20 protein-coding genes are annotated in these 21,081 nt (G+C 39.7%); 11 read left to right on the top strand and 9 right to left on the bottom strand.

Annotation, left to right across the window (positions count from 1 at the left end; translation table 11 throughout):
- Positions 1 to 4: 4 nt before the first annotated feature.
- Positions 5 to 1,492: a RagB/SusD family nutrient uptake outer membrane protein gene (locus AWN68_RS07960; protein WP_068413783.1), complete on the top strand. Its 1,488-nt coding sequence runs from the start codon at positions 5 to 7 to the stop codon at positions 1,490 to 1,492.
- Positions 1,493 to 1,572: 80 nt separating this feature from the next.
- Here AWN68_RS07960 and AWN68_RS07955 read toward each other — a convergent pair whose 3' ends face one another.
- The 4 genes from AWN68_RS07955 to AWN68_RS07940 all read right to left on the bottom strand — a co-directional run bounded on the left by AWN68_RS07955 (position 1,573) and on the right by AWN68_RS07940 (position 6,058).
- Positions 1,573 to 2,328 (bottom strand): DsbA family protein, encoded by a 756-nt coding sequence (locus AWN68_RS07955; protein WP_172796049.1) that lies wholly within the window; start codon positions 2,326 to 2,328, stop codon positions 1,573 to 1,575.
- 14 nt (positions 2,329 to 2,342) lie between these two features.
- Positions 2,343 to 4,934, bottom strand: coding sequence for an ABC transporter permease (locus tag AWN68_RS07950; RefSeq protein WP_068413781.1), 2,592 nt, complete (start codon positions 4,932 to 4,934; stop codon positions 2,343 to 2,345).
- On the bottom strand, positions 4,931 to 5,269 hold the full coding sequence (locus tag AWN68_RS07945; protein WP_068413780.1) for a PadR family transcriptional regulator: 339 nt from the start codon (positions 5,267 to 5,269) through the stop codon (positions 4,931 to 4,933). The genes AWN68_RS07950 and AWN68_RS07945 overlap by 4 nt, the downstream gene beginning before the upstream one ends.
- Before the next feature lie 114 nt (positions 5,270 to 5,383).
- Positions 5,384 to 6,058 carry a hypothetical protein gene (locus AWN68_RS07940; RefSeq protein WP_068413778.1) on the bottom strand — a complete coding sequence of 225 codons (675 nt, stop codon included), beginning with the start codon at positions 6,056 to 6,058 and terminating at the stop codon, positions 5,384 to 5,386.
- 204 nt (positions 6,059 to 6,262) lie between these two features.
- On the opposite strand from AWN68_RS07940, the gene AWN68_RS07935 reads away from it, so the two are divergent.
- Entirely contained in the window at positions 6,263 to 8,605 is a 2,343-nt protein-coding gene (locus AWN68_RS07935; RefSeq protein ID WP_068413773.1) for a penicillin-binding protein 1A, read from the top strand.
- Positions 8,606 to 8,668: 63 nt separating this feature from the next.
- Here the strand turns inward: AWN68_RS07935 and AWN68_RS07930 are convergent, their stop codons facing one another.
- Positions 8,669 to 10,009: a saccharopine dehydrogenase family protein gene (locus tag AWN68_RS07930; protein WP_068413986.1), complete on the bottom strand. Its 1,341-nt coding sequence runs from the start codon at positions 10,007 to 10,009 to the stop codon at positions 8,669 to 8,671.
- A 143-nt stretch (positions 10,010 to 10,152) separates the two neighbouring features.
- Between AWN68_RS07930 and cdd the strand changes: the two genes are divergently transcribed.
- From cdd to rplI, 5 genes are all read left to right on the top strand, one after another.
- The gene (gene cdd, locus AWN68_RS07925) at positions 10,153 to 10,641 is read left to right on the top strand and encodes a cytidine deaminase (protein WP_084362803.1); all 489 of its coding nucleotides are present in this window, start codon (positions 10,153 to 10,155) and stop codon (positions 10,639 to 10,641) included.
- Positions 10,642 to 11,289 carry an alpha/beta hydrolase gene (locus AWN68_RS07920; RefSeq protein WP_068413770.1) on the top strand — a complete coding sequence of 216 codons (648 nt, stop codon included), beginning with the start codon at positions 10,642 to 10,644 and terminating at the stop codon, positions 11,287 to 11,289.
- Between the two features lie 158 nt (positions 11,290 to 11,447).
- Positions 11,448 to 11,807: a 30S ribosomal protein S6 gene (gene rpsF, locus AWN68_RS07915; RefSeq protein ID WP_068413767.1), complete on the top strand. Its 360-nt coding sequence runs from the start codon at positions 11,448 to 11,450 to the stop codon at positions 11,805 to 11,807.
- A complete protein-coding gene (rpsR, locus tag AWN68_RS07910) occupies positions 11,804 to 12,055 on the top strand; it encodes a 30S ribosomal protein S18 (RefSeq protein ID WP_053224657.1) in 252 nt (83 codons plus the stop codon). Before rpsF ends, rpsR begins: the two co-directional genes overlap by 4 nt.
- Positions 12,056 to 12,080: 25 nt before the next feature.
- Positions 12,081 to 12,527, top strand: a complete 447-nt coding sequence (rplI, locus tag AWN68_RS07905) for a 50S ribosomal protein L9 (protein ID WP_068413764.1) — start codon at positions 12,081 to 12,083, stop codon at positions 12,525 to 12,527.
- Positions 12,528 to 12,615: 88 nt separating this feature from the next.
- Here rplI and ppgK read toward each other — a convergent pair whose 3' ends face one another.
- The 4 genes from ppgK to AWN68_RS07885 form a co-directional block, all read right to left on the bottom strand.
- Positions 12,616 to 13,359, bottom strand: coding sequence for a polyphosphate--glucose phosphotransferase (gene ppgK, locus AWN68_RS07900; protein ID WP_068413761.1), 744 nt, complete (start codon positions 13,357 to 13,359; stop codon positions 12,616 to 12,618).
- An 81-nt stretch (positions 13,360 to 13,440) separates the two neighbouring features.
- A complete protein-coding gene (locus tag AWN68_RS07895) occupies positions 13,441 to 14,160 on the bottom strand; it encodes a tRNA1(Val) (adenine(37)-N6)-methyltransferase (protein WP_068413758.1) in 720 nt (239 codons plus the stop codon).
- Positions 14,161 to 14,243: 83 nt separating this feature from the next.
- Positions 14,244 to 14,705, bottom strand: a complete 462-nt coding sequence (gene rnhA, locus AWN68_RS07890) for a ribonuclease HI (protein WP_068413755.1) — start codon at positions 14,703 to 14,705, stop codon at positions 14,244 to 14,246.
- On the bottom strand, positions 14,702 to 15,280 hold the full coding sequence (locus AWN68_RS07885; protein WP_068413752.1) for a MarC family protein: 579 nt from the start codon (positions 15,278 to 15,280) through the stop codon (positions 14,702 to 14,704). Before AWN68_RS07885 ends, rnhA begins: the two co-directional genes overlap by 4 nt.
- 262 nt (positions 15,281 to 15,542) lie before the next feature.
- Between AWN68_RS07885 and AWN68_RS07880 the strand changes: the two genes are divergently transcribed.
- From AWN68_RS07880 to AWN68_RS07865, 4 genes are all read left to right on the top strand, one after another.
- Entirely contained in the window at positions 15,543 to 17,444 is a 1,902-nt protein-coding gene (locus AWN68_RS07880) for a sensor histidine kinase (protein WP_068413750.1), read from the top strand.
- 128 nt (positions 17,445 to 17,572) lie between these two features.
- Positions 17,573 to 18,301: a LytR/AlgR family response regulator transcription factor gene (locus AWN68_RS07875; RefSeq protein WP_068413746.1), complete on the top strand. Its 729-nt coding sequence runs from the start codon at positions 17,573 to 17,575 to the stop codon at positions 18,299 to 18,301.
- 111 nt (positions 18,302 to 18,412) lie between these two features.
- Positions 18,413 to 19,282, top strand: a complete 870-nt coding sequence (locus AWN68_RS07870; RefSeq protein WP_157716129.1) for a hypothetical protein — start codon at positions 18,413 to 18,415, stop codon at positions 19,280 to 19,282.
- Between the two features lie 350 nt (positions 19,283 to 19,632).
- A partial coding sequence (locus AWN68_RS07865; protein WP_157716128.1) for an Ig-like domain-containing protein occupies positions 19,633 to 21,081 on the top strand: 1,449 nt, incomplete at its 3' end.

The following is a 21,081-nucleotide window of genomic DNA, read 5'->3' as shown; positions in this document are numbered from 1 at the left end:
TGATATGAAAAAAATAATATATAAAGGATTCTTATTGGCCTTCCTTTTGGTCAGTGGCGTTGCTTGTCACGAATTGGAAGTGGAAAACTTGAATAACCCAGATACGGCAAAGGTATTGGCATCTGACTCAGATGTGAAGACACTTGCTTCGGGTATGTTCCTTACTTGGTATGGAGGTACACATTATACAGGTAGTATATCTCACTTGCTTGGGACAGCTGCTGATAACTTGACTTGTTCTTGGGGTAACTTTGGTATGAGAGATCAATCATGGGAGCCTAGAAAAGCTTGGGACAACCAGCCAGCGTATAGCTATGCATCAAACTCTAACTACATGTATAGAAACATGTATGAGGGGGCATCTACTGCTAATACAGTACTTCAAGTAATGGACGGTGGTCTAGATATTGGGGTGAACGGTGCAGACAATAACCTTGTTAGATCTTGGTCTAAATTTATCCAAGGGATTAGTTTAGGATATATTGGCTTGAACTATGACAAAGGGTTTATTGTAGACGAAAACACTACTGTAGAGGAGATTGCTGCAGCCGAGTTTTTCCCATACACAGATGTTCTTGATGCTGCTTTAACTAAACTAGATGAAGCTATCGCATTAGCAGGTAACACATTTGAAATTCCAGCAGAATGGATGAACACAGCTGAACCATTGAGCAATGATGATTTCAAAAAACTCATCAACTCATTTGCTGCTCGTTTAGTAGCTTATGCTCCAAGAAATGCTGCACAAGATGCTGCTGCTGACTGGGCAAGAGCTAAGACTTATGCTGATAATGGAATTACTGAGAGTTTTATTATTCAAGGTGACGGATGGGTACAATGGATAAATCAATACTGGGTTTATTACGCTTACCCAGGTTGGGGACAAACTGATATGAGAGTAATTCATATGATGGATAATGATCAGCCTGAGCATTGGGATGATGATCCAAACTTCCCTTTCCCACCAGAGTCTACTACTCCTGAGGATAAAAGGTTAACTACCGATTTTGAATACAAATCTTCAGTTCCTTTCCGTGTAGAAAGAGGTTATTATCATTTCTCTAACTATAGACTTAGCAGGTATGATTACCTTCTTGCTGGATGGTTTGGTGATATGCCTGAGCTTTATGTGTCAGAAAATGATTTGATTAGAGCTGAAGCAAGAGCTAATCTTGGTGATTTACCAGGTGCTGCACTTATCATTAACACAGGTACTCGTGTAACAAGAGGAGAAATGACTCCAGTTGCACCTACTAAGGCTGCTATTATGGATGCAATTCATCATGAAAGACATGTAGAATTGGCAGCAACTAGTATTGGTATTCAGTTTTATGAAATGAGAAAAAGAGACTTATTGCAGTCTGGAACTTTCCTTCATTTACCAGTTGCTCCTCAGATTTTGGAGACAATGGGTGTTGCTCGTCCGTTCTACACTTATGGTGGACCTGACGCTGCGGATGGTATTAATGCATCAAACGGAGGTTGGAGATAATTCAAAACTCGTTGATATAAATTTTAAAGGCCGCTCATTGAGCGGCCTTTTTTTATGTCTCAATAGACTTGAGTGGTCAGCTATTTGGTCTCTTCGCTAAGTATTTTCTCAATCACTGATTGCATTTGTTTAAACTCGGTATAACCGTGGTTGATTTGATAAAGTTGATCTTTACTTTTGAAAAGCACTGTTGGGTAACCTTTTACACCCCACTGACGGTTAAGTTGGAACTCTTGGTGGGTGTTATATTTTGCTTCCTCACTTTCGAAATCTTGGACGAACTCATTAACCGGAATATTAAATTCTTCACAAATAGAATGGTAGAATTCTGCTTCGGAAGGATCTTCATTATCTACATAGAACTTTCTTGAAACGGATTCAAAAAACTCCAGATCGTTCTCTTTCATCCATTTTCTAGAAACTACAACGGCCCTGCATGGAGGCTCGGTATCATAATTGAAATCATCTTTTTCAAATAGAGAATAACCGAATGGTTGTCCACTTCTTTTTGTTACTTCTTCCCAGTGATGTCTCAAAAAGGATTTCATTTGATCGTCCCAATCTTCTCCGCCTCCTGGACGTAAGCCACCAACAACTATAGAAAATTTGAATTGCGAGTACTCTTTTTTTAGCCTTTTTAAATGGCTTGAGATCCCCCAACACCAAGAGCACATTGGGTCACCTACATAAATAATTTCTTTATCAGTTACTTTTTCTGGTTGAGACCTAAGTTCTCCTAAATCGGCTGGAGAACATTCTCCTGTTTCTGGGTCGCAGTGTTGGCTTTCTTCTATCATATTGCTCAAGCCAACAGTTGAATGAGTATTTGAGTTCAAAAGGTTAATTATGATTATTCGTTTCTGAGCACCTCTGCGGGGTTAAGCATCGTCACTCTTTTTACCTGCCAGAAAATGGTCATTGAAACTATTGCCATGAATAAGATGAGTGTTGTAATGAAAACTTCAGCCGTTATTTCAGTACGGTAAGCGAAGGATTCTAACCAGAATTGCAAGAGGTAGTAGGCCAGCGGAAAAGAAATGACTGAAGCTAATATAAGGATATACCAAATTTTTCTGGTGAGTAGCTGAGCAAGCGAAAGAAAGTTGGCGCCAAGAATCTTTCTTATACTTACTTCTTTCATTCTTACTTGAACGATGTAAGTGATAAGCCCAAAGAGGCCTAAGAAAGAAATCAGAACAGCAACCGCAGTAAATGCGCCAAATACCTTCCCCATTTTTAGCTCCGCAGTATAGGTGCGTCTGATTCTATCATCCATAAACTCTAAATCGAAAGGTTGATCAGGATAGACGGATCTCCAAACCTCCTCGATTTGTGCAATTGTCTTTTTTAGGTCAGTTGGTTCAAAGCGAATAGCCACTTTGTTTAATGAATTGTCTGAATCACCATTACTTCTTCTGAGGAAGTATGCTGTAGGTTTTATTTTTTCTTTGATCGTTTGAACGGGAAAATCGCGCACTATTCCCAAAACCCTACTTGGTGTTGATCTTCCCAAGTCGAAACTTTTGCCGATAGGGTTTTCTTTAATCATAGTAGCTAAACTCTCATTTATAAGGAAATCTGTTTCTGACCCCTTTTCGTCATTGTAGAAATTGTTTCCTTGAATAATGTCTAAGCCTAGGACATCAATAAAATTCTCATCTACGATATAAAAGTCAAAGCCACTTTCAAAGTCCTTTGTACCCATCCCGCCTCTGCTATTGTCATTAGGGCCTGGCACCATTGAAGAAATAGAGATTTTATTGATGCTTGGTATAGTGTTCAATTGCTGTTTAATAACTTCAGGGTTCTTGCCAATTTTACCTTTCAAAATAAGCACTTCACCGGCTTTAGCTGTATGGTGCATTTCATCAATAAAACTCAATTGTTTTAAAAAGGTAAGTGTGCCAATAATCAGTGAGGCCGAAATTGAGAACTGGATAACAAGCAGCAGGTTTCGTATCAATTTTCCTTTTGGTGATTGAGTGATTTTTCCTTTTAAGAAATCACTGAATTTAATACTTGTAACCAAGACTGCTGGATATAAAGAGGCAATTAGCGTAAGTGTAATTAAGCCGAGGAACGTTATTAAAATCACCCATCCAATAATGTTGGAAGGAATTCTAAGGGGTATGTCTAGGTAGTTTTCTATTCTGTTGGTAAAGTAGAAAATAACCAAAGAAGTTAAAATGAGGGCAATGAAACAAACAATGAAGGACTCAATTACCTGCTGAATGATAATGGTTTTTTTGGAGGCTCCCATCACTTTTCTGACACACATTTCTTGTACTCTTCGCAATGAAAGAGCTGCAGAGAGGTTGATGTAATTGGCAAGGGCAAGAAGTAAAATGACAATGCCAACAACAGAAAAAATGAATAGCACTTGTCCGTCAATCGCTTCTACAAAATTATCCGAAGCATCAATATTGGACTTTATTTCATCCAGTGTTCGGAACACATATTGTGTCGATAGTAACGACTCACTTGAAGTATGTGCTTGAAGTAATTCGGGTATTTTTCGCGCCATCTGGTCTATGTCCATGTTTGTAGCCACTTTAAAATAGGCTGGGTAACTGACTTGAATGTTCGAATTAAGGTCATAGTAGCTTTCATTCATTGCAAACAGTTTAAGTATGTCTACAGAAAAACTAGCGTTGACAGGTAAGTCTTTTAAGACACCTGCAATGGTATAATTCGTTTCATTACCTCGGCTAATTAGTGTTAATTCTTTGCCTATGACATCCAAGGAAGAGAAAAGCTTTTGGCTTATTTTCTCTGAAATAAGAATCGATTTTATGCCAGACTTGATATTTTCGCCCCGAATGATTTCCAATTGAAAAATATCTACTAGACTTGGAAGTCCATTGGTGATGGTTTCTGTGAAAGACTCATTGCCATTGAGTGTTTTGATCTCTACTATAGATGTAGAAACATTCGAATAGGCCTCAATTCCAGGCAGTTCATTGGCAAGCATTTGCCCAATTCCTACGTGGGATCCGGCTCCTTCTCCCCATTCCGCAATACTGCCCAAACGCACGATTCGTTCTGGCTCCGTGAGAAAGTTATCTTTCTGCTGTTGGTTGTAAACAAAGAGAAAAATGAGAGCAAAGCAGCTAAAGCCGAGTGTCAGTGTAGCAATGTTGATGGATTGATGAAGGCGCTGACGATAAATGGCTCGTAATCCAAATTTGAAATGAAAGAAGAAAAGGTTTTGCATGGCCGTAGGCTTTCTGTTTTTGCTTCTCATTCTGAAATAGAGACGGACAAGCATGAGTACATCAAAAGCATATTTTAGTCTGGCCGTAAAATGTCCTTGATTCTGCGTGTTATAGTAAAAATCTTCGTTTAAATCACCTTCAATTTCTTCCGTGGAGGAGGTAGGGAACATCCAAGATAAAAGTCGTTTGAAGACTTTTGGAGGGGTAGTATTATTCATCTGGCTCATGACTTCAGCTCTTTAAGAATCATGGCTGGTATATCTTCCCAAAGCTTGGAGCGGGTAGCTTTGATTTCTGAGAGTGATTTAATTCCAAATGGCGTTACAGAGAACATTCGCTTTCGTTTCCCTCCTCGAATACTATTGCTTTCGCCCATTTCCGAAGTGAGCAATCCCTTATCCTCCATTCTGTATAGCGTGGTATGAATAGCGCTGATGTTTAGCTTTCTATTGGTACGAGCTTCTACTTCAGTTTTAATGCTAAAAGCATACGCACTATTATCTAATACGCAAATGGTGAGTAACACCATTTCTTCAAATTCACCTACTCCTGTCTTTTTCATAAAATACAATAATGTAAATAAAATAAATTTCAACAGTGAAAAGCAAATGGAAACCTGAATATTTTTCTTTGAGCTAAAGATAGTTAGGGCTCAAATTGTATTGAATAGTCTGTTCTAATCCTCCTTCTTTAATGTCTCAAACTGACCGAAAAATGCTTCGTCATATACCAGTTCAGCTTTATTCAAATACTTCTGCATACCGAGCATGACCTCGAAATTGGGCTGATGCAAGTGTTTTGGGATTCTATACAGACGATCGTCTTTTTTATCGAAGGGAGTACTTTCTTTCGCCCCGAATAAATAGGGGATTAGAATTTTTGAACAGCTCAAGGCAATCCTGTCAAATTCGTATTCTTTGAAATGATCCTGAAGCCTGAGGTTTATGTTTTCGAAGAACTCTAAAGTACTGGCCAAACGCACGCGTGAACCTGCTCTGGATTTCCCCTTAGTTTTTAAATGCTTGATTTGGCTTTTCCCTTGCTTCTTACGAACCATGTAAGCACCATACACTTTGTGTGCTAAACATTCTTCTCCTTTAAACACTCCAACAGACGCACTACCAGACTGTACCAAGAGCATTAGGTATTTCACTTCTTTATCGAAGCTGAGCTCGATGTTTTCATTACAATTCAAAGTCAATGGCAAACGAAGATAGGCTTCACGATCTTGCCCTTCCAAACTCAGTTCAATACGGTGTTTTTCATAGTCATAATGCGTTTGAAAGCCTAGGTGATCAACCTGTTCTAAAATCAAGGGGACTTCGGCACGATCAAAGAATAGGCTTTTCATTCCGAATACTAAAAAAAGGAAATGCTATCGTCAAACCTTTCGTTCAATTCGAGAAATATTTTTTCAAAATGAGAAATGGATGAATTCAAAAAGAGGTGACAAAATACAATAATGTAGGCTTAAAATAAGTTGGATGGCATATTGAAATGGGTGACAATTTCGGCACGCCAAGTGTATTCTTTTGCTGAACCACAATGAACATAAATGACTAGATCGCGCAAGCCAAAACGTAAATTCTTAAAATGGACTTTAAGAATTATTTTTCTTGGCATTACCTCAATTCTATTTTTTTACTTAAGTGTTTATTTACAAGTCTGGGGCCCAATCCCAAACCAGAATCAGCTTACGGAAATTAGGCAGAGTAAAGCCTCTGAAGTATACGCGTCTAATGGAAAGCTCATTGGTAAATTTTATATTTTTGATCGGCAACCGATCAACTATGATGAAATTCCTCAGCATTTAGTGGACGCCTTAATCGCTACTGAAGATGCCAGGTTTTATGATCACGGAGGTATTGATAACCGCAGTTTGTTAAGGGTTATTTTCAAGAGTCTTCTGTTGCAAGATGAGTCATCAGGTGGTGGAAGCACCATTTCCCAGCAATTGGCTAAAAACCTTTTCCCTAGAAAGAAACATGGCATTTTTAGTATGCCAGTGAATAAAACGAGGGAAGCCATTATTGCCACTCGCTTAGAAAAGGCCTACACCAAAGAAGAAATTATTACACTCTATTTAAATACCGTTCCGTTTGGTGATAATACTTTTGGTATAGAGAGTGCAGCCACTAAGTTCTATAGCAAGAAGGCCCGTGATTTAACGCTTGCTGAGTCTGCGGTTTTGGTTGGGATGCTGAAGGCTTCACACCTTTATAACCCAAGAATTTTTCCTGAAAGAAGTAAAACTAGAAGGGATGTGGTGCTCAATCAAATGTCACGTTATGGATATTTAACTGCCGAAGAGGTTTCAATTGCCAAAAGTGAAAAGCTTCAACTTTCATACAGAGGCTTTAGCCATGAAGATGGTCTTGCGCCTTATTTTAGAGAACAGGTCAGAAAGAAGTTGGATGATTGGACTAAGAATAATAAAGACAAAGAAGGGGAGAAGTACAGTCTGTATACCAGTGGGCTGAAGATATATACCACTTTGGATTATGATATGCAGAGGATGGCTGAAGAGGCTATGACTGAGCATATGAGTCAGCTTCAAACCGATTTTGAGGAAAGCTATGGAAAGAATGCGCCTTGGTTAAAGAATGCGGCTTTGATAGAAAGTACGATAGAGAGACTCCCCAAATACAAAGCGCTAAAAGCCTCTGGAAGAACCAAAAAGAAGATCATGGATTCATTGGCTGTGGCTTATGAAATGGAACTTTTTGATTGGTCGGGTAAGAAAGTGGTGAAAGCCAGTCCGATCGATAGTGCAATACATTATTTAAAGTTTCTGAACACCGGAATGCTGTCTATTGATCCAAGATCTGGCGCTGTCAAAAGCTGGATTGGAGGAATTGATTTTGAACACTTTCAATATGACCATGTGAGTCAAGCCAAAAGGCAGGTTGGCTCCACTTTTAAGCCAATAGTATACACAGCGGCATTAGAGGTCGGAATAGATCCATGCACGCATTTTTCAGCACAACAAGTAACCTATACGAATTATGATAATTGGACGCCCACCAATTCGGGAGACGAAGGGAATTACGACCTGAATTACTCTATGAAAGGGGCTTTGAGTAATTCAGTCAATACAGTAGCTGTAAAGGTGCTGGAGGCTGCTGGCTTGCAAAGTGTGATTAATCAGGCGCAGAGAATGGGCATCACTTCTAGTCTGCCACAAGTACCTTCTATTGCCTTGGGAACGGCTGAAATCAGCCTAATAGAAATGATAGAAGCCTATTCTAGTTATGTCAATTCGTCTAGAACGGTAAAGCCTTATTTCATAACGAGCATAGAAGACTCTCGAGGTGAGTTAATTGCGGAGTTTAAGCCGGAAGTGAACGAAGACCAATCTTTTTCGGAGACTACGCGTCAGTCCATTATTGAAATGTTAAAAGCCACGGTAGATGAAGGAACCGCTACGCGTTTGCGCTGGAAGTATGGGCTGAACAATGACATTGCCGGAAAAACAGGTACCACTCAGTCGAATAAAGATGGTTGGTTTGTGGGCATTACTCCAAAATTATTAACGATCACTTGGGTAGGCGTTGACGATCACCGTATTGGTTTTAGAACCACTAGTATGGGGCAAGGGGCTAATTCTGCATTACCGATTTATGGTTTAATGATGCAGAAAATGAATGCCGATAAGAACTTCAATTCGATCACAAAGGCAAGATTTCCTCCTCCATCTATAGAGGTGCTTAATCAATTGGGCTGTCAGGCAGTGGAAGAAGATGGTTTTCTTAAAAGGCTTTTCACCAATGAAGAAAAACCGAAACCCATGGAATTCGATACCAAAAAAGAAGAAGAAAAGGAAGGTGTCTTTTCGAAAATAGGAAACCTGTTTAAGCGAAAAGATAAAAAGGAGAAGAAGAAAAGTGGAGGTGGTTAAAGACGAAACAAAAAAGGCCAGTTGATACTTAAATCGACTTGCCTTTTTTTCTGATAAAGGCTTTTAATCTAAGGTTATTTCTTCCTCAATAAATTGGAAGCCTAGGTCATGCAGCTCATTCAAAATAGGCTCGTAGAATTCTGGAGTGATTGGAATGACCACACCACGGGCTTCAATTTTACCTTGTAAAAGTAATTTGGTAGCAACTCCTAAAGGGAAGCCTACTGTTTTGGCCATAGCGGTTTCATTAGCGTTTTCACCATTGGCTACCATAGCCGAGCGAATGCGTTTGGTCTTTCCGTTCTCAACGTAATCAAACAAATGCCACATCACGATTTGGTCTTTCTTGTCTGGACCAATCGTCCATTTCTTTTTCAGAATATGCTCTAAAATTTGAGCAGGAGTTCCTTTTTGAAGTCCTACTGGGATTTCTTCAAAAAGATCGAGCCATTTTAGTTTATGCATTTCTGGACCATCGAGTTCCAAGCCTAGATAATGAGCCAATTTTAATTCAACAGAATCATTTGGGTTATAAGAGAGGAAAGAGTTAATGAACTGACGGTGCGTCATCTGATTCACGCCTTCCATTTGATAGGTATCGTCCGTTGCACCCAACTGTACAAAAACATCCCAACCTTTACTGTAACCCGGTCTTCTTAGCGTTCCTCTAAAAAGTGTCTGAATATTTTGGAGGTTATAAACGTCCATGTACATCAATGAATCACGGTTGGCGTAGCCTTCAAAATAACCATGTCCAGGGATGTGGATCATCTCATTTCTTCTGAAAAGCTTGTGGTATGGAATGAACTTGAATTTTCCTTCCTGAATAAATTTCACAGTGCCTTGCCCGGCAAGTACCACGTTTCTAGGGTTCCAAGTAAAGCCGTACTCCCAAGGATTGTCGTCATTTGGGTTTGGCATCAATAACCCACCTGTAAACGATTCAAAAGCACGCAGTTCCAAACCTTTGCTCCGCACTTTATCTATTACCTTCATGGCCGACATGTGGTCAATTCCTGGGTCTAAGCCACATTCATTCAAAAAGAGCAATCCTTTTGCTTTGGCCTGATCGTTCAAAGCGCGCATATCATCAGAAACGTAAGAGGCGGTAAGCAAGTGTTTACCCAATTCCAAACAGGTTTCCGCTACTATAGGGTGGAAAGAAGCAGGCAACATTGAAATCACAACATCCGCCTCTGATATTACTTTAATTCTTTCTTGTTCCTCTCTAACATTGAAGGCAATTGCACTGCCTCTTTTGCTATTTTTTACTTTTTCTTCTGCCAACTGAAGGGCGTAATCTCCAACAGTTACATGCCAATCATTCTCTTCGGCAGCAGACAATAAGTAGTTGATTAATGAAGTAGCAGAGCGTCCAGCCCCAAGAATTAATATGCGATTCATAGATCTTTTTTGTTTGGCTGCCAAGCTGTCAAATTTTTCTGTGCCGCCCAAACATATTCTCACAAATCCTGAATCATATTGATGTATAAAACCATCGAATAAAAAGATTCGTATCTTCCAAACTCATAACAAGGCATAATTGAATGGCGAAAAGAATAGTAAAGGAAGTATCGCTTACCCAATACGAAGCGAATGAACTAGATCAAGTTACGCTTGAACTGATCGAAGCGGCAAAAAAAGCAGCACTCAATGCCTATTCACCTTACTCTAATTTTCAAGTGGGGGCAGCGTTACTGTTGGACAATGGGAAAACCATTTCGGGAAATAATCAAGAGAATGCCTGTTACCCTGCTGGCCTTTGTGCCGAACGAGTGGCCTTCTTTTCAGCGAAATCTCAATACCCAGATTGTCAGATCATGAAGGTAGCTATAGTAGCCAAACCGGCTAATCAAGAGCAATTTAAAATGGCCACTCCTTGCGGAAGTTGTCGTCAAGTAATGAGCGAATACGAAAACAATCAAGAACAAAGTATCAAAGTATATTTGCCAGATGCTGACGGTAGTGTTTACGAATCAGATTCCATTGACAACTTCCTTCCTTTTAAGTTTTCGAACAAAGACCTCAATTCATAAATGGAGCACAAGATAAGCTTTGAGTACAGCGCTAGGTTTCACACTTTAGGACAGGTTTCAGAAGATATTGAGCAACTCTGGTTTGTGTGCCATGGCCATGGTCAATTGGCAAAATACTTTATTCGAAAGTTTGAGGCACTAAACGATGGAAAGACTTTAGTGGTAGCACCCGAAGGCCTTTCTCGTTACTATTTAGAAGGTTTTACAGGAAGGGTGGGGGCTACTTGGATGACCAAGGAAGACCGACTTGCAGATATTGAGAATTATTTAACCTATCTGGATCGGGTTTTTAACTCCATTAAAAGCCAACTGAAGCCAAATGTTCAGGTGAATCTTTTGGGCTTTTCACAAGGAGCGGCTACCATTTCTCGCTTTGCTACTCAAACCGATGTTCAGTTCGATAAACTTATTCTTTGGGCTGGTATTTTCCCTCCAGATTTACCCCCACTTGAAAGTACAGAGAAGTTGAAAGGTAAAAAGGTGTATTGGGTGTATGGCACCGAAGATCAATACCTTTCTACTGGTGTAATGGAAGAACAGGAAGCTTTGGCCAATAGGTTGAAGGTTGAACCAAGCATAAAAAGCTTTAAAGGTGAGCACGAACTTTCGAATGCAGTGCTGCTTGAAATCGCTCAAGAATCTACCTAATTCATCGGTGTTTTTGACTTGAATTAAACTGCTGGTATTGAATAAGATGACCAGCTCAATGTGGTTAGTGAATTTCTTAAAATACAATCTTAAACTTTCGTGTGTTTTTTTATTTGAAATGCATATCTTTGCAGCCCGAAATAATTAAATCATTAACAATGAACAATTACGAAACAGTATTCATTTTAAATCCCGTTTTGTCTGATGAACAGATGAAGGATGCTGTCGGAAGTTTTGAGGCTGTGCTTAAGAATAATGGAGCAGAGGTGATAAACGTAGAAAAGTGGGGCTTGAAGAAATTGGCTTATCCAATTCAACACAAGTCTACTGGCTTCTACAATTTGATTGAATTCAAAGCCGACACTAGCCTGATCAAAACTCTAGAAGTAGAGTTCAAAAGAGACGAAAAGGTAATGAGATTCTTGACCATCGCTTTGAATAAGCATGCAATAGAGTACAACGAAAAAAGAAGAAAAGGCGCATTCAACAAATCTAAAAAAGAGGAGGCAGCAAAATGACACTCGTAAACGAACCCGTAAACAGAGATCAACAGAAGAAAAAATATTGCCGATTCAAGAAAAGCGGTATTAAGTACGTTGATTACAAAAACCCTGATTTCCTTTTAAAGTTTGTAAACGAACAAGGTAAACTTCTTCCAAGAAGATTGACTGGAACAAGCTTAAAGTATCAGAAGAAAGTAGCTCAGGCAGTTAAAAGAGCAAGACACATTGCACTTTTACCTTATGTAACTGATTCTTTGAAATAATTTGAACCCTTTAAAGTAAAGCAGAATGGAAGTAATATTAAAGACTGATATCAAGGGCTTAGGTTATAAAAATGATCTTGTTGCTGTAAAGCCTGGATACGGAAGAAATTACCTTATTCCACAAGGATTTGCTGTTATCGCTAGTGTATCTAACAAGAAACACACTGAAGAGACAGTAAAGCAAATGTCGCACAAAGCTGAAAAGATCATGGGAGACGCTCAAGCAATTGCTGATGCAATTGGAGATACTGTCCTTGAAATTAAAGCAAAAGCTGGTGATAGCGGAAAGATTTTTGGAGCGGTTACTACCCTACAAATTTCTGATGCTTTGAAAGCTGCTAAAGGTGTGGAAGTTGACAGAAAGAAAATTTCTTTCAAAGGTGAAGTGAAAAATATTGGCGAGTACGAAGCTGAAATTGATTTGCATAAGTCGGTGAAGAAAGACGTTAAATTCAACGTTGTAGCGGAGTAATTCCCAAAGGATATATAATTGAAAAGCGGCTGAATCATTGATTCAGCCGCTTTTTTTATGCCTTGCTTCTAAATGTCTTCGTGAACCGTTATGCCTTTTCTGCCGCATACATTGCAGCTCCGATAATTCCTGAATTATTAAGTTTTGCTGAAACAGAATAAGGCGTGTTGATTTTGATATGCTTTTTGAACTTGTGAATTTTTTTGCTCAAGCCACCACCAATAATAATGTGATCCGGTGAGCAAATCCTTTGAACGTGATTCAGGAAAAAATTAAATCGTTTACCATATTCCTTAAAGCTTAATTCATCTCTGGTCTTGGCCGATCCAGCAGCGTAGTGCTCAATCACATTCCCATCATGGCCGTAAATTCGACCCAGCTCGAAATTAGGAATGAGCTGACCATTATAGAAAACACCGCTGCCCAAGCCAGTGCCAATGGTGATTGTAATTACTAAACCTGCTAGGCCTTTCCCTACGCCAAATCGCATTTCAGCTATCCCTGCGGCATCGGCATCATTGATGACAGTGAACTTCAATCCATCACAATACTCGCTCAACGTTTCATCGATTTGAGTTCCCACCCAAGAATCGTCTAAGTTGCTACTGTAAATGGCTTTTCCATTAATCACTACCGTTGGAAATGCGCATCCAACTAACCCATTCCATTCAAAATGGTCTTTCAGCTTTTTGACGGTTTTGGCCAAGGCTTCTGGGGTAGAGGGTTGAGGGGTGTCAAGCCTATACCTTTTCGAAATCATTTCTCCAGTAAGCGTATCTACAATAGCGCCTTTTATTCCAGTGCCACCAATGTCAATTCCTAAAACTTCCATATTCTTTATGAGGTAAGGGGAGTGAAGATATTTAGATAAATTAGGCTCTGCAACAATTAATGTCTTCTCCTCAAAATCAGATCAAAGGTGGAGGTAATAGTCTTTCAGTAAACGGATGAACTCTTCGGTATAGGCGCCACTGTTTTCTTTAATAATAATTGTTTCTGTTGTATTCACTTCAGGTTTTATTCTTGAAAAGGATTTAACCCTTCTGAAAATTGGTTTGCCTACCTGATTGTGAATTTGGACATCAGCTACAGTATAAAACCCTCGCTCTTCCATTTTTTGACTAAAGACACTCATTTCATATTCGGGATAAAGAGCAGAAGCAATTCCTGTTTCTGGGTTCAGCAATCTGGAGATACTTGTTGCTAAATCATCGAAGGAGAGGCTTGAGTTATGAATGGCCTTGTTCTTTTGGCGATTGTTGCCCAGTTGATTATCTTGAAAAAAGGGTGGGTTACAGATGATTTGATCGTAGAGACCGTTGGCTTTGAATTCAAGAAGGTCAACATGGATTGCGGATAAACGATTGAGCCAAGGGGAGTTCTCGAAGTTTACTTTCGCTTGCTGAAAAGCGGTTTCATCAATTTCAATTCCGTCTATTTTCGCTTCAGTTTGCTGGGCTTTCATAAGTGCTAAAAGGCCAGTACCCGTTCCTATATCTAGAATTCGCTGAGGGTGGAAAGATGTTGGCACTAAATCCAAGGCACCAAACAGACAACCTTCTGTGGTTACTTTCATTCCGCAATTACCCTGCTCTATTCTAAACTGCTTAAACTGGAAGAAGGAATTGGCCATTGTGAAATTTAGATTTTAGGATTTCAATTTACGAGTTGGGAATCATCAATTCAGAATACTCATGTAAAGCTCAATTCTTTTATTTAAAAGTCGTTGATGCCGTTTTCAAACTCGGTGTCGATTTTCAGATCATTGCCCAAAGCTGCTTCTACCGCTAACTCATCGCATCTTTCATTTTCTGGAATTCCAGCATGGCCCTTTACCCACTGAAAAGTAACCCTGTGTTTTTTATAGACTTCAGCAAAGCGCAGCCAGAGGTCTTTGTTCTTCTTTCCCCTAAAGCCCTTTTTCATCCAGCCCCACAGCCAACCCTTGTCAACGGAATCGATTACATACTTTGAATCGGAATACACGGTGACGGGAGCATTTGGCTTCGTAATGGCTTCGAGACCTGCGATTACAGCCAGCAACTCCATGCGGTTGTTTGTGGTTTTTCTAAAGCCTTCTGAGAGTTCTTTTCGGTGTTCCATGTATTTGAGCACAGTGCCATAGCCACCGGGGCCAGGGTTTCCGCGAGAAGAACCGTCAGTATAGATAATGATCATAAATTAATGATGTTGTCTTTGAATAGTTTGATGGCGATGGACAATAGAATGATACCGAATACTTTTTGTAAAACGCCAATTCCGCCAGCACCAATCTTCTTCTCTAACCAATCAGTAGATTTCAATACCAGGTAAACAAAGCCTAAGTTGACAATAATGCCTACCAAAATATTGAGTTCACTATACTCGGCTTTGATCGAAACAAGGGTGGTTAGAGTTCCTGCTCCTGCAATCAATGGAAAAGCGATAGGCACAATGGAAGAGTTGTTCTTCGCGCCTTCAATAGGTTCGTTTTTAAAGAAGTTTCTCCCTAATATCATCTCCATACCAATAATGAACATGATGATGGCGCCAGCAATTGCAAAAGAGCCAACATCAATACCAAATAGACCAAGCAGGTTGTCTCCGGCAAAAAGGAAGAGAATCATTAAGATACCAGCAACCAATGTAGCTTTTCCAGATTGCACATGACCTACTTTTTTTCTGAGGTCGATAACAATCGGAATAGAGCCCAGAATATCGATCACCGAAAAGAGAATCAGGGTGACTGAAAGTATTTCCTTAAAATTGAACATCACTTTTTTTTACAAATCTAGGAAATTGAAAATTGAATTGAGAGGTTAATGGTGAGTAATAACTGTCAAGGAATTGTTAATTCTTGATGAGGCAATTGTATTTCCTTATTGACAATTTAAGAATATGTCACCGTTTATCAATTCATGTTGTTAGCTTAATAAATTGAACCTAGATTGCTTATTAAGTACTCAACTGAATTTTTAGACAATTGTGAAATATAGGCTCGTTATCGGTCTTGTAGTTTTATTTACAAGTTTTGCAATGTCCTTTCATGCGTTTGCGCAAACTTCAGAATCCTCTAAGCTCGAATACAGTATTCACTACTTTATAGACAGCACAAATGACATTTCAATTGACCAGATACTGCAAGACGAGGTTCAGCAAACTTTTGATGCTAATAAACTAGAGTCCCCAAACTTTGGTTTCGATAAGAGTACTTATTGGTTTAGGGTAGATATATCCCAGACTTCCCAAGAAACTTTGATGCTTGAAGTAAGCCAACCCTCTTTGGATTACATTAGCTTTTTTACTCAAGGTATAAATGGCAATTGGATCGAACAAAAGACGGGTCATGCCTTATCACCATACAGCAAGACAGTAGGAGGCGCGGAGTTCAGTTTAGCGATTAGTCCAGATTTAGCTCAAAGTTCTATCTATATAAAGATCAGTACTTCAGGCACTATGGCCGTCCCAATTCTGATAAAGCCTTTATCTGAATATGGAAACTATAAAACAGCTAGGGTACTACTTCTAGGGCTGTTTTTCGGACTAATGTTCGTTATGGCTATTTACAATTTTATGCTTTACCTTTCTTTAAAAGATAGGGCATATTTGCTGTATGTAGGCACCACGGTCTTTGGGCTGGCGACTTCCATCGTACTTAATGGTTATGGGTATGTCTATTTTTGGCCCAGTAATCCTCAAATGGATTCTCATATCTATTTGACTTTTGCTGGCTTGAGCATGGCCTGTTCCAGTCGCTTTGCGGCTACTTTTCTGAATCTGAAAAAGTTTGACCCAAAGCTGGACAAGTACCTCTGGGTTGTTGCTGGGGCTAGTTTGCTCATGTCTATATTGAGTGTTTTCTACAATGCCACCGAACTCCTTATGTATGGGCGCATTCTGGTTTTGATAGCCTTTCCTTCTTATATCGCTATTGGCACCCGAGCTTACTTAAGAGGGTATAAAACGGCACAGTTCTACATCATTGCTTGGTTTCCATATATTCTTGGCTTAGTAGTGGTTACTTTGAGAGGAGCCGGACTTATGCCTGAATACTGGTTTACTACTTATGGGATAGAATTGGGAGGTTCATTAGAGGCAGTACTTTTATCCTTTGCTTTGGCGGCCAGAATTAAAGGGATGCGCAAAGAAATTGCAGAAAAAGAATTGGAAAAAGAGCAATTCAAAACCAGACTTTTAGGCGAACAGCGAATAGTTTTGGAAAAAAAGGTGGAGGAAAGAACTCAAGAGCTTCAAGACGCAAATGCCACCAAAGACAAGTTTTTCTCTATTATAGCACATGACCTCAGAAGCCCGATGATCGCCTTGCAAGGTGTCGGTCAAAAGTTAGAGTACTTTATTCGAAAGGATAAACAAGAAAAATTGTTGGAAATGGGGGCGAAGATTGATCAATCCATTGACCAATTGAATCATTTGTTGAACAATCTGCTGAACTGGGCTACATCCCAAACGGGTGGAGTACCACACCATCCTTCTAAACTAGATTTAGATGTGCTAGTGAAAGAAAATATTGAGTTGTATCGATCTTTAGCGGAATCTAAGGATATCAATGTGGTCTGTGAAATATCTGTGAAATATGCCTATGCAGATATAAATACTACTTCTACCATCATCCGTAACCTGTTGAGCAATGCTTTGAAGTTTACAGGAGATGAGGGTGAAATAAGAATTTCAACTCAACAGAATGAAGGAATGGTTGAAATTGAAATTGAAGACCAAGGCATGGGTATGGATGAGCAGACTTTATCTCAATTATTTAGGGAGAGTGTAAAAGGAGAACTTGGGCAGCGGGGCGAAAAGGGCTTTGGCTTAGGCTTAAAACTCTGTAAAGAGTTTACGCAGATGAACAGAGGACAAATTAGCGTTACGAGCAAACTGAATATTGGCACCACATTTACAGTGGCTTTACCTAAGGCCTAGTGCACTTAAATTAGATATGTTCGGAGTTGCTTTGTACTTAAAATAGAATTATTACAGACTTGTAATAAAAGATTCTTATAGTAAAGTGTTATTGCTATTTTGGGCACTCATTATCCTTAATCAGAAGCATGTATGTTCTAATTGTTGAAGACGATCCAAACTACTCCGACACCCTTGAAATGTTCATTGATGAACTCGGCTATCAAGTGGTAGGAGTAGCCCAAGAAGGAAAAATAGCCTTGAATCTATTTAAATCCAGTAAGCCAGATATGGTGCTTATGGACATTAACCTTAATGGAGAGATGACGGGTATTGACTTAGCAAAAGAGATTCAATCTATTCAACATACCCCAATTATATTCATTACTTCCTTAGATGACAAAGAGACTTTTGAGCGAGCAAAAACTACTGGGCCTTATGGGTATTTGATCAAACCATTCGATCCGGATACTTTAGAAAGGAGCATGGAGTTGGCCCTTCAGCGTGCTCATTCAGAAGACACAAAAGTATTTGACAAAGCAGAAAGTGTAGCGTTAGCAAAAAACGCATTTTTTGTAAAGGAAAGGAATCGTCTGGTGAAGGTTGAAATCAATAAGATACTTTGGGTGGAAGTTGAAGACAAGTACATTAATCTCTTCACAGAAAACAGAAAATATACGCTGCGTCAATCTCTAAAAGACTTGGCGGAAAAACTTGATTCAACAATATTTGTACAGACGCACCGATCATATATTGTAAATGCGTCTAAAATTCAAGACATCGACCTTCAACTCTATGTGATCCGAATCAATGAAACTGAAACCCCTTTGGGAAAATCATATAAAGAGGGATTGATCCAACGCCTCCAGATGCTTTAGTTTTCCTTTACACCCAAAAAGAATACGTTCACGTCCTTAGGCAATGCCTTGGCGCACAAATCTATGGGCTGTTTTCTGAATTCAGTATATTGAATTTTAATGCAGTTAAGAATGAAACCACTACATCAAACAGACCTTCAAATCGGAGATGTTCTCATTTTCGAAAATCAAGACTTCAGTTATGTCAAATTTTTAGATGAACTTAAGAAGGATTATTTTGAAGAAGATCCCAAAAAACGAATGCACGCTGCGTTCTACCTGTTGCTCTACATGATCCCTTGGTTCGACCCAGGAAAGGAAGGAAAGGAGTACAGAAATATATATCATGCCGCCATTTGGGGAAATGTGGATGTGAATCGAGGTCAGCATAAGCAAGCCAATAACTTAGATAGAATTGTTCAGGCTGGCCGGGCCGGAATTGTACAAGCCGAACTTGAAGCTACGCTTAAAGAGGAGAGCGTAAAAAATATTTATGTGTACCGAAGAAGAGAACTGCCTGTTGACTTCCAACAGAAGATTAATGCCGCTACACGGGCTTTTTATGATGATGTTTCTATACCCTATTCTTATGAAACAGCTTGGTTGTTGGCGGTTATTTGCTCTATGCGTTATACTGATGGCGCCTTATATAAAATGCTCGAAAAGCATTTAGGAGTTTGGGGTGCTCATAAAATGGTAGATATGATTCAATCACTTATCAACGAATACAGTAGCGAGCACCAAAAAGAGATGGTGGCTTGCTCAACATTGGTAGCGATGATTTACAAAAACGCTGGTTATGAGCTAGAAGTGAAGGAGCTGGAAGCTGATCCTAAAATTGAGGTGCATCCAGACCTAAAACTTAGCGAAGATTTTTTTCACCCCTCCTTTACCACCAAAAAACCTATTCAGCCACTAGAAGTAAAAGAAACAGTAATTACGCCACGCCAATTGGCCGAATCGCCTGATGTGGAGCTGATTGGCTATTTTCACCATGTTTAGTAAAGAGTATATCAGAAATCAGGAACCAGTTATTCGTGCTCAGGAGGAATCCATAAGCATTCTTATATTAAACGGATTACTGTTTCCTGATCACCGATATCCTGATTTCCTTCCTCAATCACCGAAGCTTTAGCGAAGGTGATCCCCATTTTAACTAAAATAACTTCGATCCAAGGCTGCATTGACCATCGAAGTCTCAATGCTCATCGAAGTCTTGACGTAGATGATTGAAGCAGATAGTTAGCGTACGTGATTCCCTACATTCACGCACAAAAAAAGGCTGTTCACGCACATTGCCCATTTCAGCCTGCTTAAATCAATGACTTTTATATTGATTTAAACTCAATCATATGCGTGTGTATTCAAAAAGCCTCAGATCATTTGTAAGAATGCAAGCTTTTGTATTGTTGCTAATATTGAACCCTGTCTCCGGTCATACTGAAACCAGATTCAGCAAAGTAGATGTGCTTAACAGAGCCGCCAAGATCAAGAAAATTGGTAGATCAACAGTCGATGTAAGTAGTTATTGGTTAAATCACAGCTTTACTTATCATAAGGTGAACACAGGCACATTTCTCAGCGGATCTACAACTATTCAGGTTGATGAGGAATTGGAATTGGGAATGTCCGCGACTTTAAATGCCAGCGCCTCAGATTTGACATTACATTCTACACCAGGTTTTGGCTCATTATCAGCAATTGTAGATTTCACAGTAAAGGGCCGAGAAAATGTAGCTGTATCAAAGGGGATATGGGCTATAGAGACGAAGCTTGACGAGCATAATTCAATACCTTATACAGACGATGGAGCTGAGCATTTTGCGACCATTGGGAATGTCATATCTGCTCCAACAATTACCTCAATCACGAGAAAAACGCCTACAGGCGCTATTACTAATGCTGACCAGGTGGTGTTCAGAGTGACATTTGTTGGGAATGTAAAAAATGTAGATGTGACCGATTTTACGTTAAGCGGAACAGCAGCTGGGGATGGTACTGTTGCATCTGTAGCGGCCGTGAGTGGTGCTATTTATGATGTGACGGTCACTGGATTGACCAATTCAAACGGCACGGTTAACCTAGACATTAAAGGCAATGGCGGAGTATCGGGAACTAACGATATTGAAAGTAACCCTGAGGTTATCGACCAAAACGTTAGTTCTGGGGCAACTAATACCATTGATCGAACAGAATGGGGGCAATCTTTTCAGGCTAATACGTCAGGGAATCTTACTAAGGCAGACTTATTTATAGAATATGGCTATAACGGTAATATGACGATGGAACTTAGGCAAGGAGAGGGCTTAGGGGGAGCTCTTCTTGCTACAGAAGTCGTTGATGTGTCTGGCTTGACAGGTGACCAAAGCTTTACATTTTCTACACCTGCTGCAGTAACTTCAGGTTCGCAATATACGCTGAGATTTACTACGGCTTCACCTGCACACGACCAAGAGCTCGTTTTATCCATAAAGAGTGGTAATCCCTTGGCTAACGGAGTCCTTTATCAACCAGGTGAGTTGAGTAGTTTCGATCTGCTTTTTAGAGCCACAATTGATAATGGTGAACCATCTGGTTCTCTTTCTACAACCGCCCCTAGTACAGATGAGACCTTCACATTGGAGAATGTAAAGCCAACCGTAACCATCACAATCGCAGATGCAGCTTTGAAGGCAGGCGAAACGACATTGGTGACTTTCACCTTCTCAGAAGTAGTGACCGGCTTTGCCAATGCTGATATTACCATTCCAAACGGGACGATGACCGCGGTAAGTTCAGCAGATGGTGGAACAACATACACT

It is taken from the genome of Roseivirga echinicomitans (assembly GCF_001592935.1).
Taxonomy (GTDB): Bacteria; Bacteroidota; Bacteroidia; order Cytophagales; family Cyclobacteriaceae; genus Roseivirga; species Roseivirga echinicomitans.
Note: the sequence above shows the minus strand (reverse complement) of the source record. Positions and strands in the feature narration are given on the sequence as shown.

What these genes read in the sequence shown, in the direction of transcription:
- AWN68_RS07960 (WP_068413783.1), top strand. Translation starts at nt 5, where the DNA reads ATGAAAAAAATAATATATAAAGGATTCTTATTGGCCTTCCTTTTGGTC.
- AWN68_RS07950 (WP_068413781.1), bottom strand. Translation starts at nt 4,934, where the DNA reads ATGAGCCAGATGAATAATACTACCCCTCCAAAAGTCTTCAAACGACTT.
- AWN68_RS07945 (WP_068413780.1), bottom strand. Translation starts at nt 5,269, where the DNA reads ATGAAAAAGACAGGAGTAGGTGAATTTGAAGAAATGGTGTTACTCACC.
- AWN68_RS07940 (WP_068413778.1), bottom strand. Translation starts at nt 6,058, where the DNA reads ATGAAAAGCCTATTCTTTGATCGTGCCGAAGTCCCCTTGATTTTAGAA.
- AWN68_RS07935 (WP_068413773.1), top strand. Translation starts at nt 6,263, where the DNA reads ATGACTAGATCGCGCAAGCCAAAACGTAAATTCTTAAAATGGACTTTA.
- AWN68_RS07930 (WP_068413986.1), bottom strand. Translation starts at nt 10,009, where the DNA reads ATGAATCGCATATTAATTCTTGGGGCTGGACGCTCTGCTACTTCATTA.
- cdd (WP_084362803.1), top strand. Translation starts at nt 10,153, where the DNA reads ATGGCGAAAAGAATAGTAAAGGAAGTATCGCTTACCCAATACGAAGCG.
- AWN68_RS07920 (WP_068413770.1), top strand. Translation starts at nt 10,642, where the DNA reads ATGGAGCACAAGATAAGCTTTGAGTACAGCGCTAGGTTTCACACTTTA.
- rpsF (WP_068413767.1), top strand. Translation starts at nt 11,448, where the DNA reads ATGAACAATTACGAAACAGTATTCATTTTAAATCCCGTTTTGTCTGAT.
- rpsR (WP_053224657.1), top strand. Translation starts at nt 11,804, where the DNA reads ATGACACTCGTAAACGAACCCGTAAACAGAGATCAACAGAAGAAAAAA.
- rplI (WP_068413764.1), top strand. Translation starts at nt 12,081, where the DNA reads ATGGAAGTAATATTAAAGACTGATATCAAGGGCTTAGGTTATAAAAAT.
- ppgK (WP_068413761.1), bottom strand. Translation starts at nt 13,359, where the DNA reads ATGGAAGTTTTAGGAATTGACATTGGTGGCACTGGAATAAAAGGCGCT.
- AWN68_RS07895 (WP_068413758.1), bottom strand. Translation starts at nt 14,160, where the DNA reads ATGGCCAATTCCTTCTTCCAGTTTAAGCAGTTTAGAATAGAGCAGGGT.
- rnhA (WP_068413755.1), bottom strand. Translation starts at nt 14,705, where the DNA reads ATGATCATTATCTATACTGACGGTTCTTCTCGCGGAAACCCTGGCCCC.
- AWN68_RS07885 (WP_068413752.1), bottom strand. Translation starts at nt 15,280, where the DNA reads ATGTTCAATTTTAAGGAAATACTTTCAGTCACCCTGATTCTCTTTTCG.
- AWN68_RS07880 (WP_068413750.1), top strand. Translation starts at nt 15,543, where the DNA reads ATGTCCTTTCATGCGTTTGCGCAAACTTCAGAATCCTCTAAGCTCGAA.
- AWN68_RS07875 (WP_068413746.1), top strand. Translation starts at nt 17,573, where the DNA reads ATGTATGTTCTAATTGTTGAAGACGATCCAAACTACTCCGACACCCTT.
- AWN68_RS07870 (WP_157716129.1), top strand. Translation starts at nt 18,413, where the DNA reads ATGAAACCACTACATCAAACAGACCTTCAAATCGGAGATGTTCTCATT.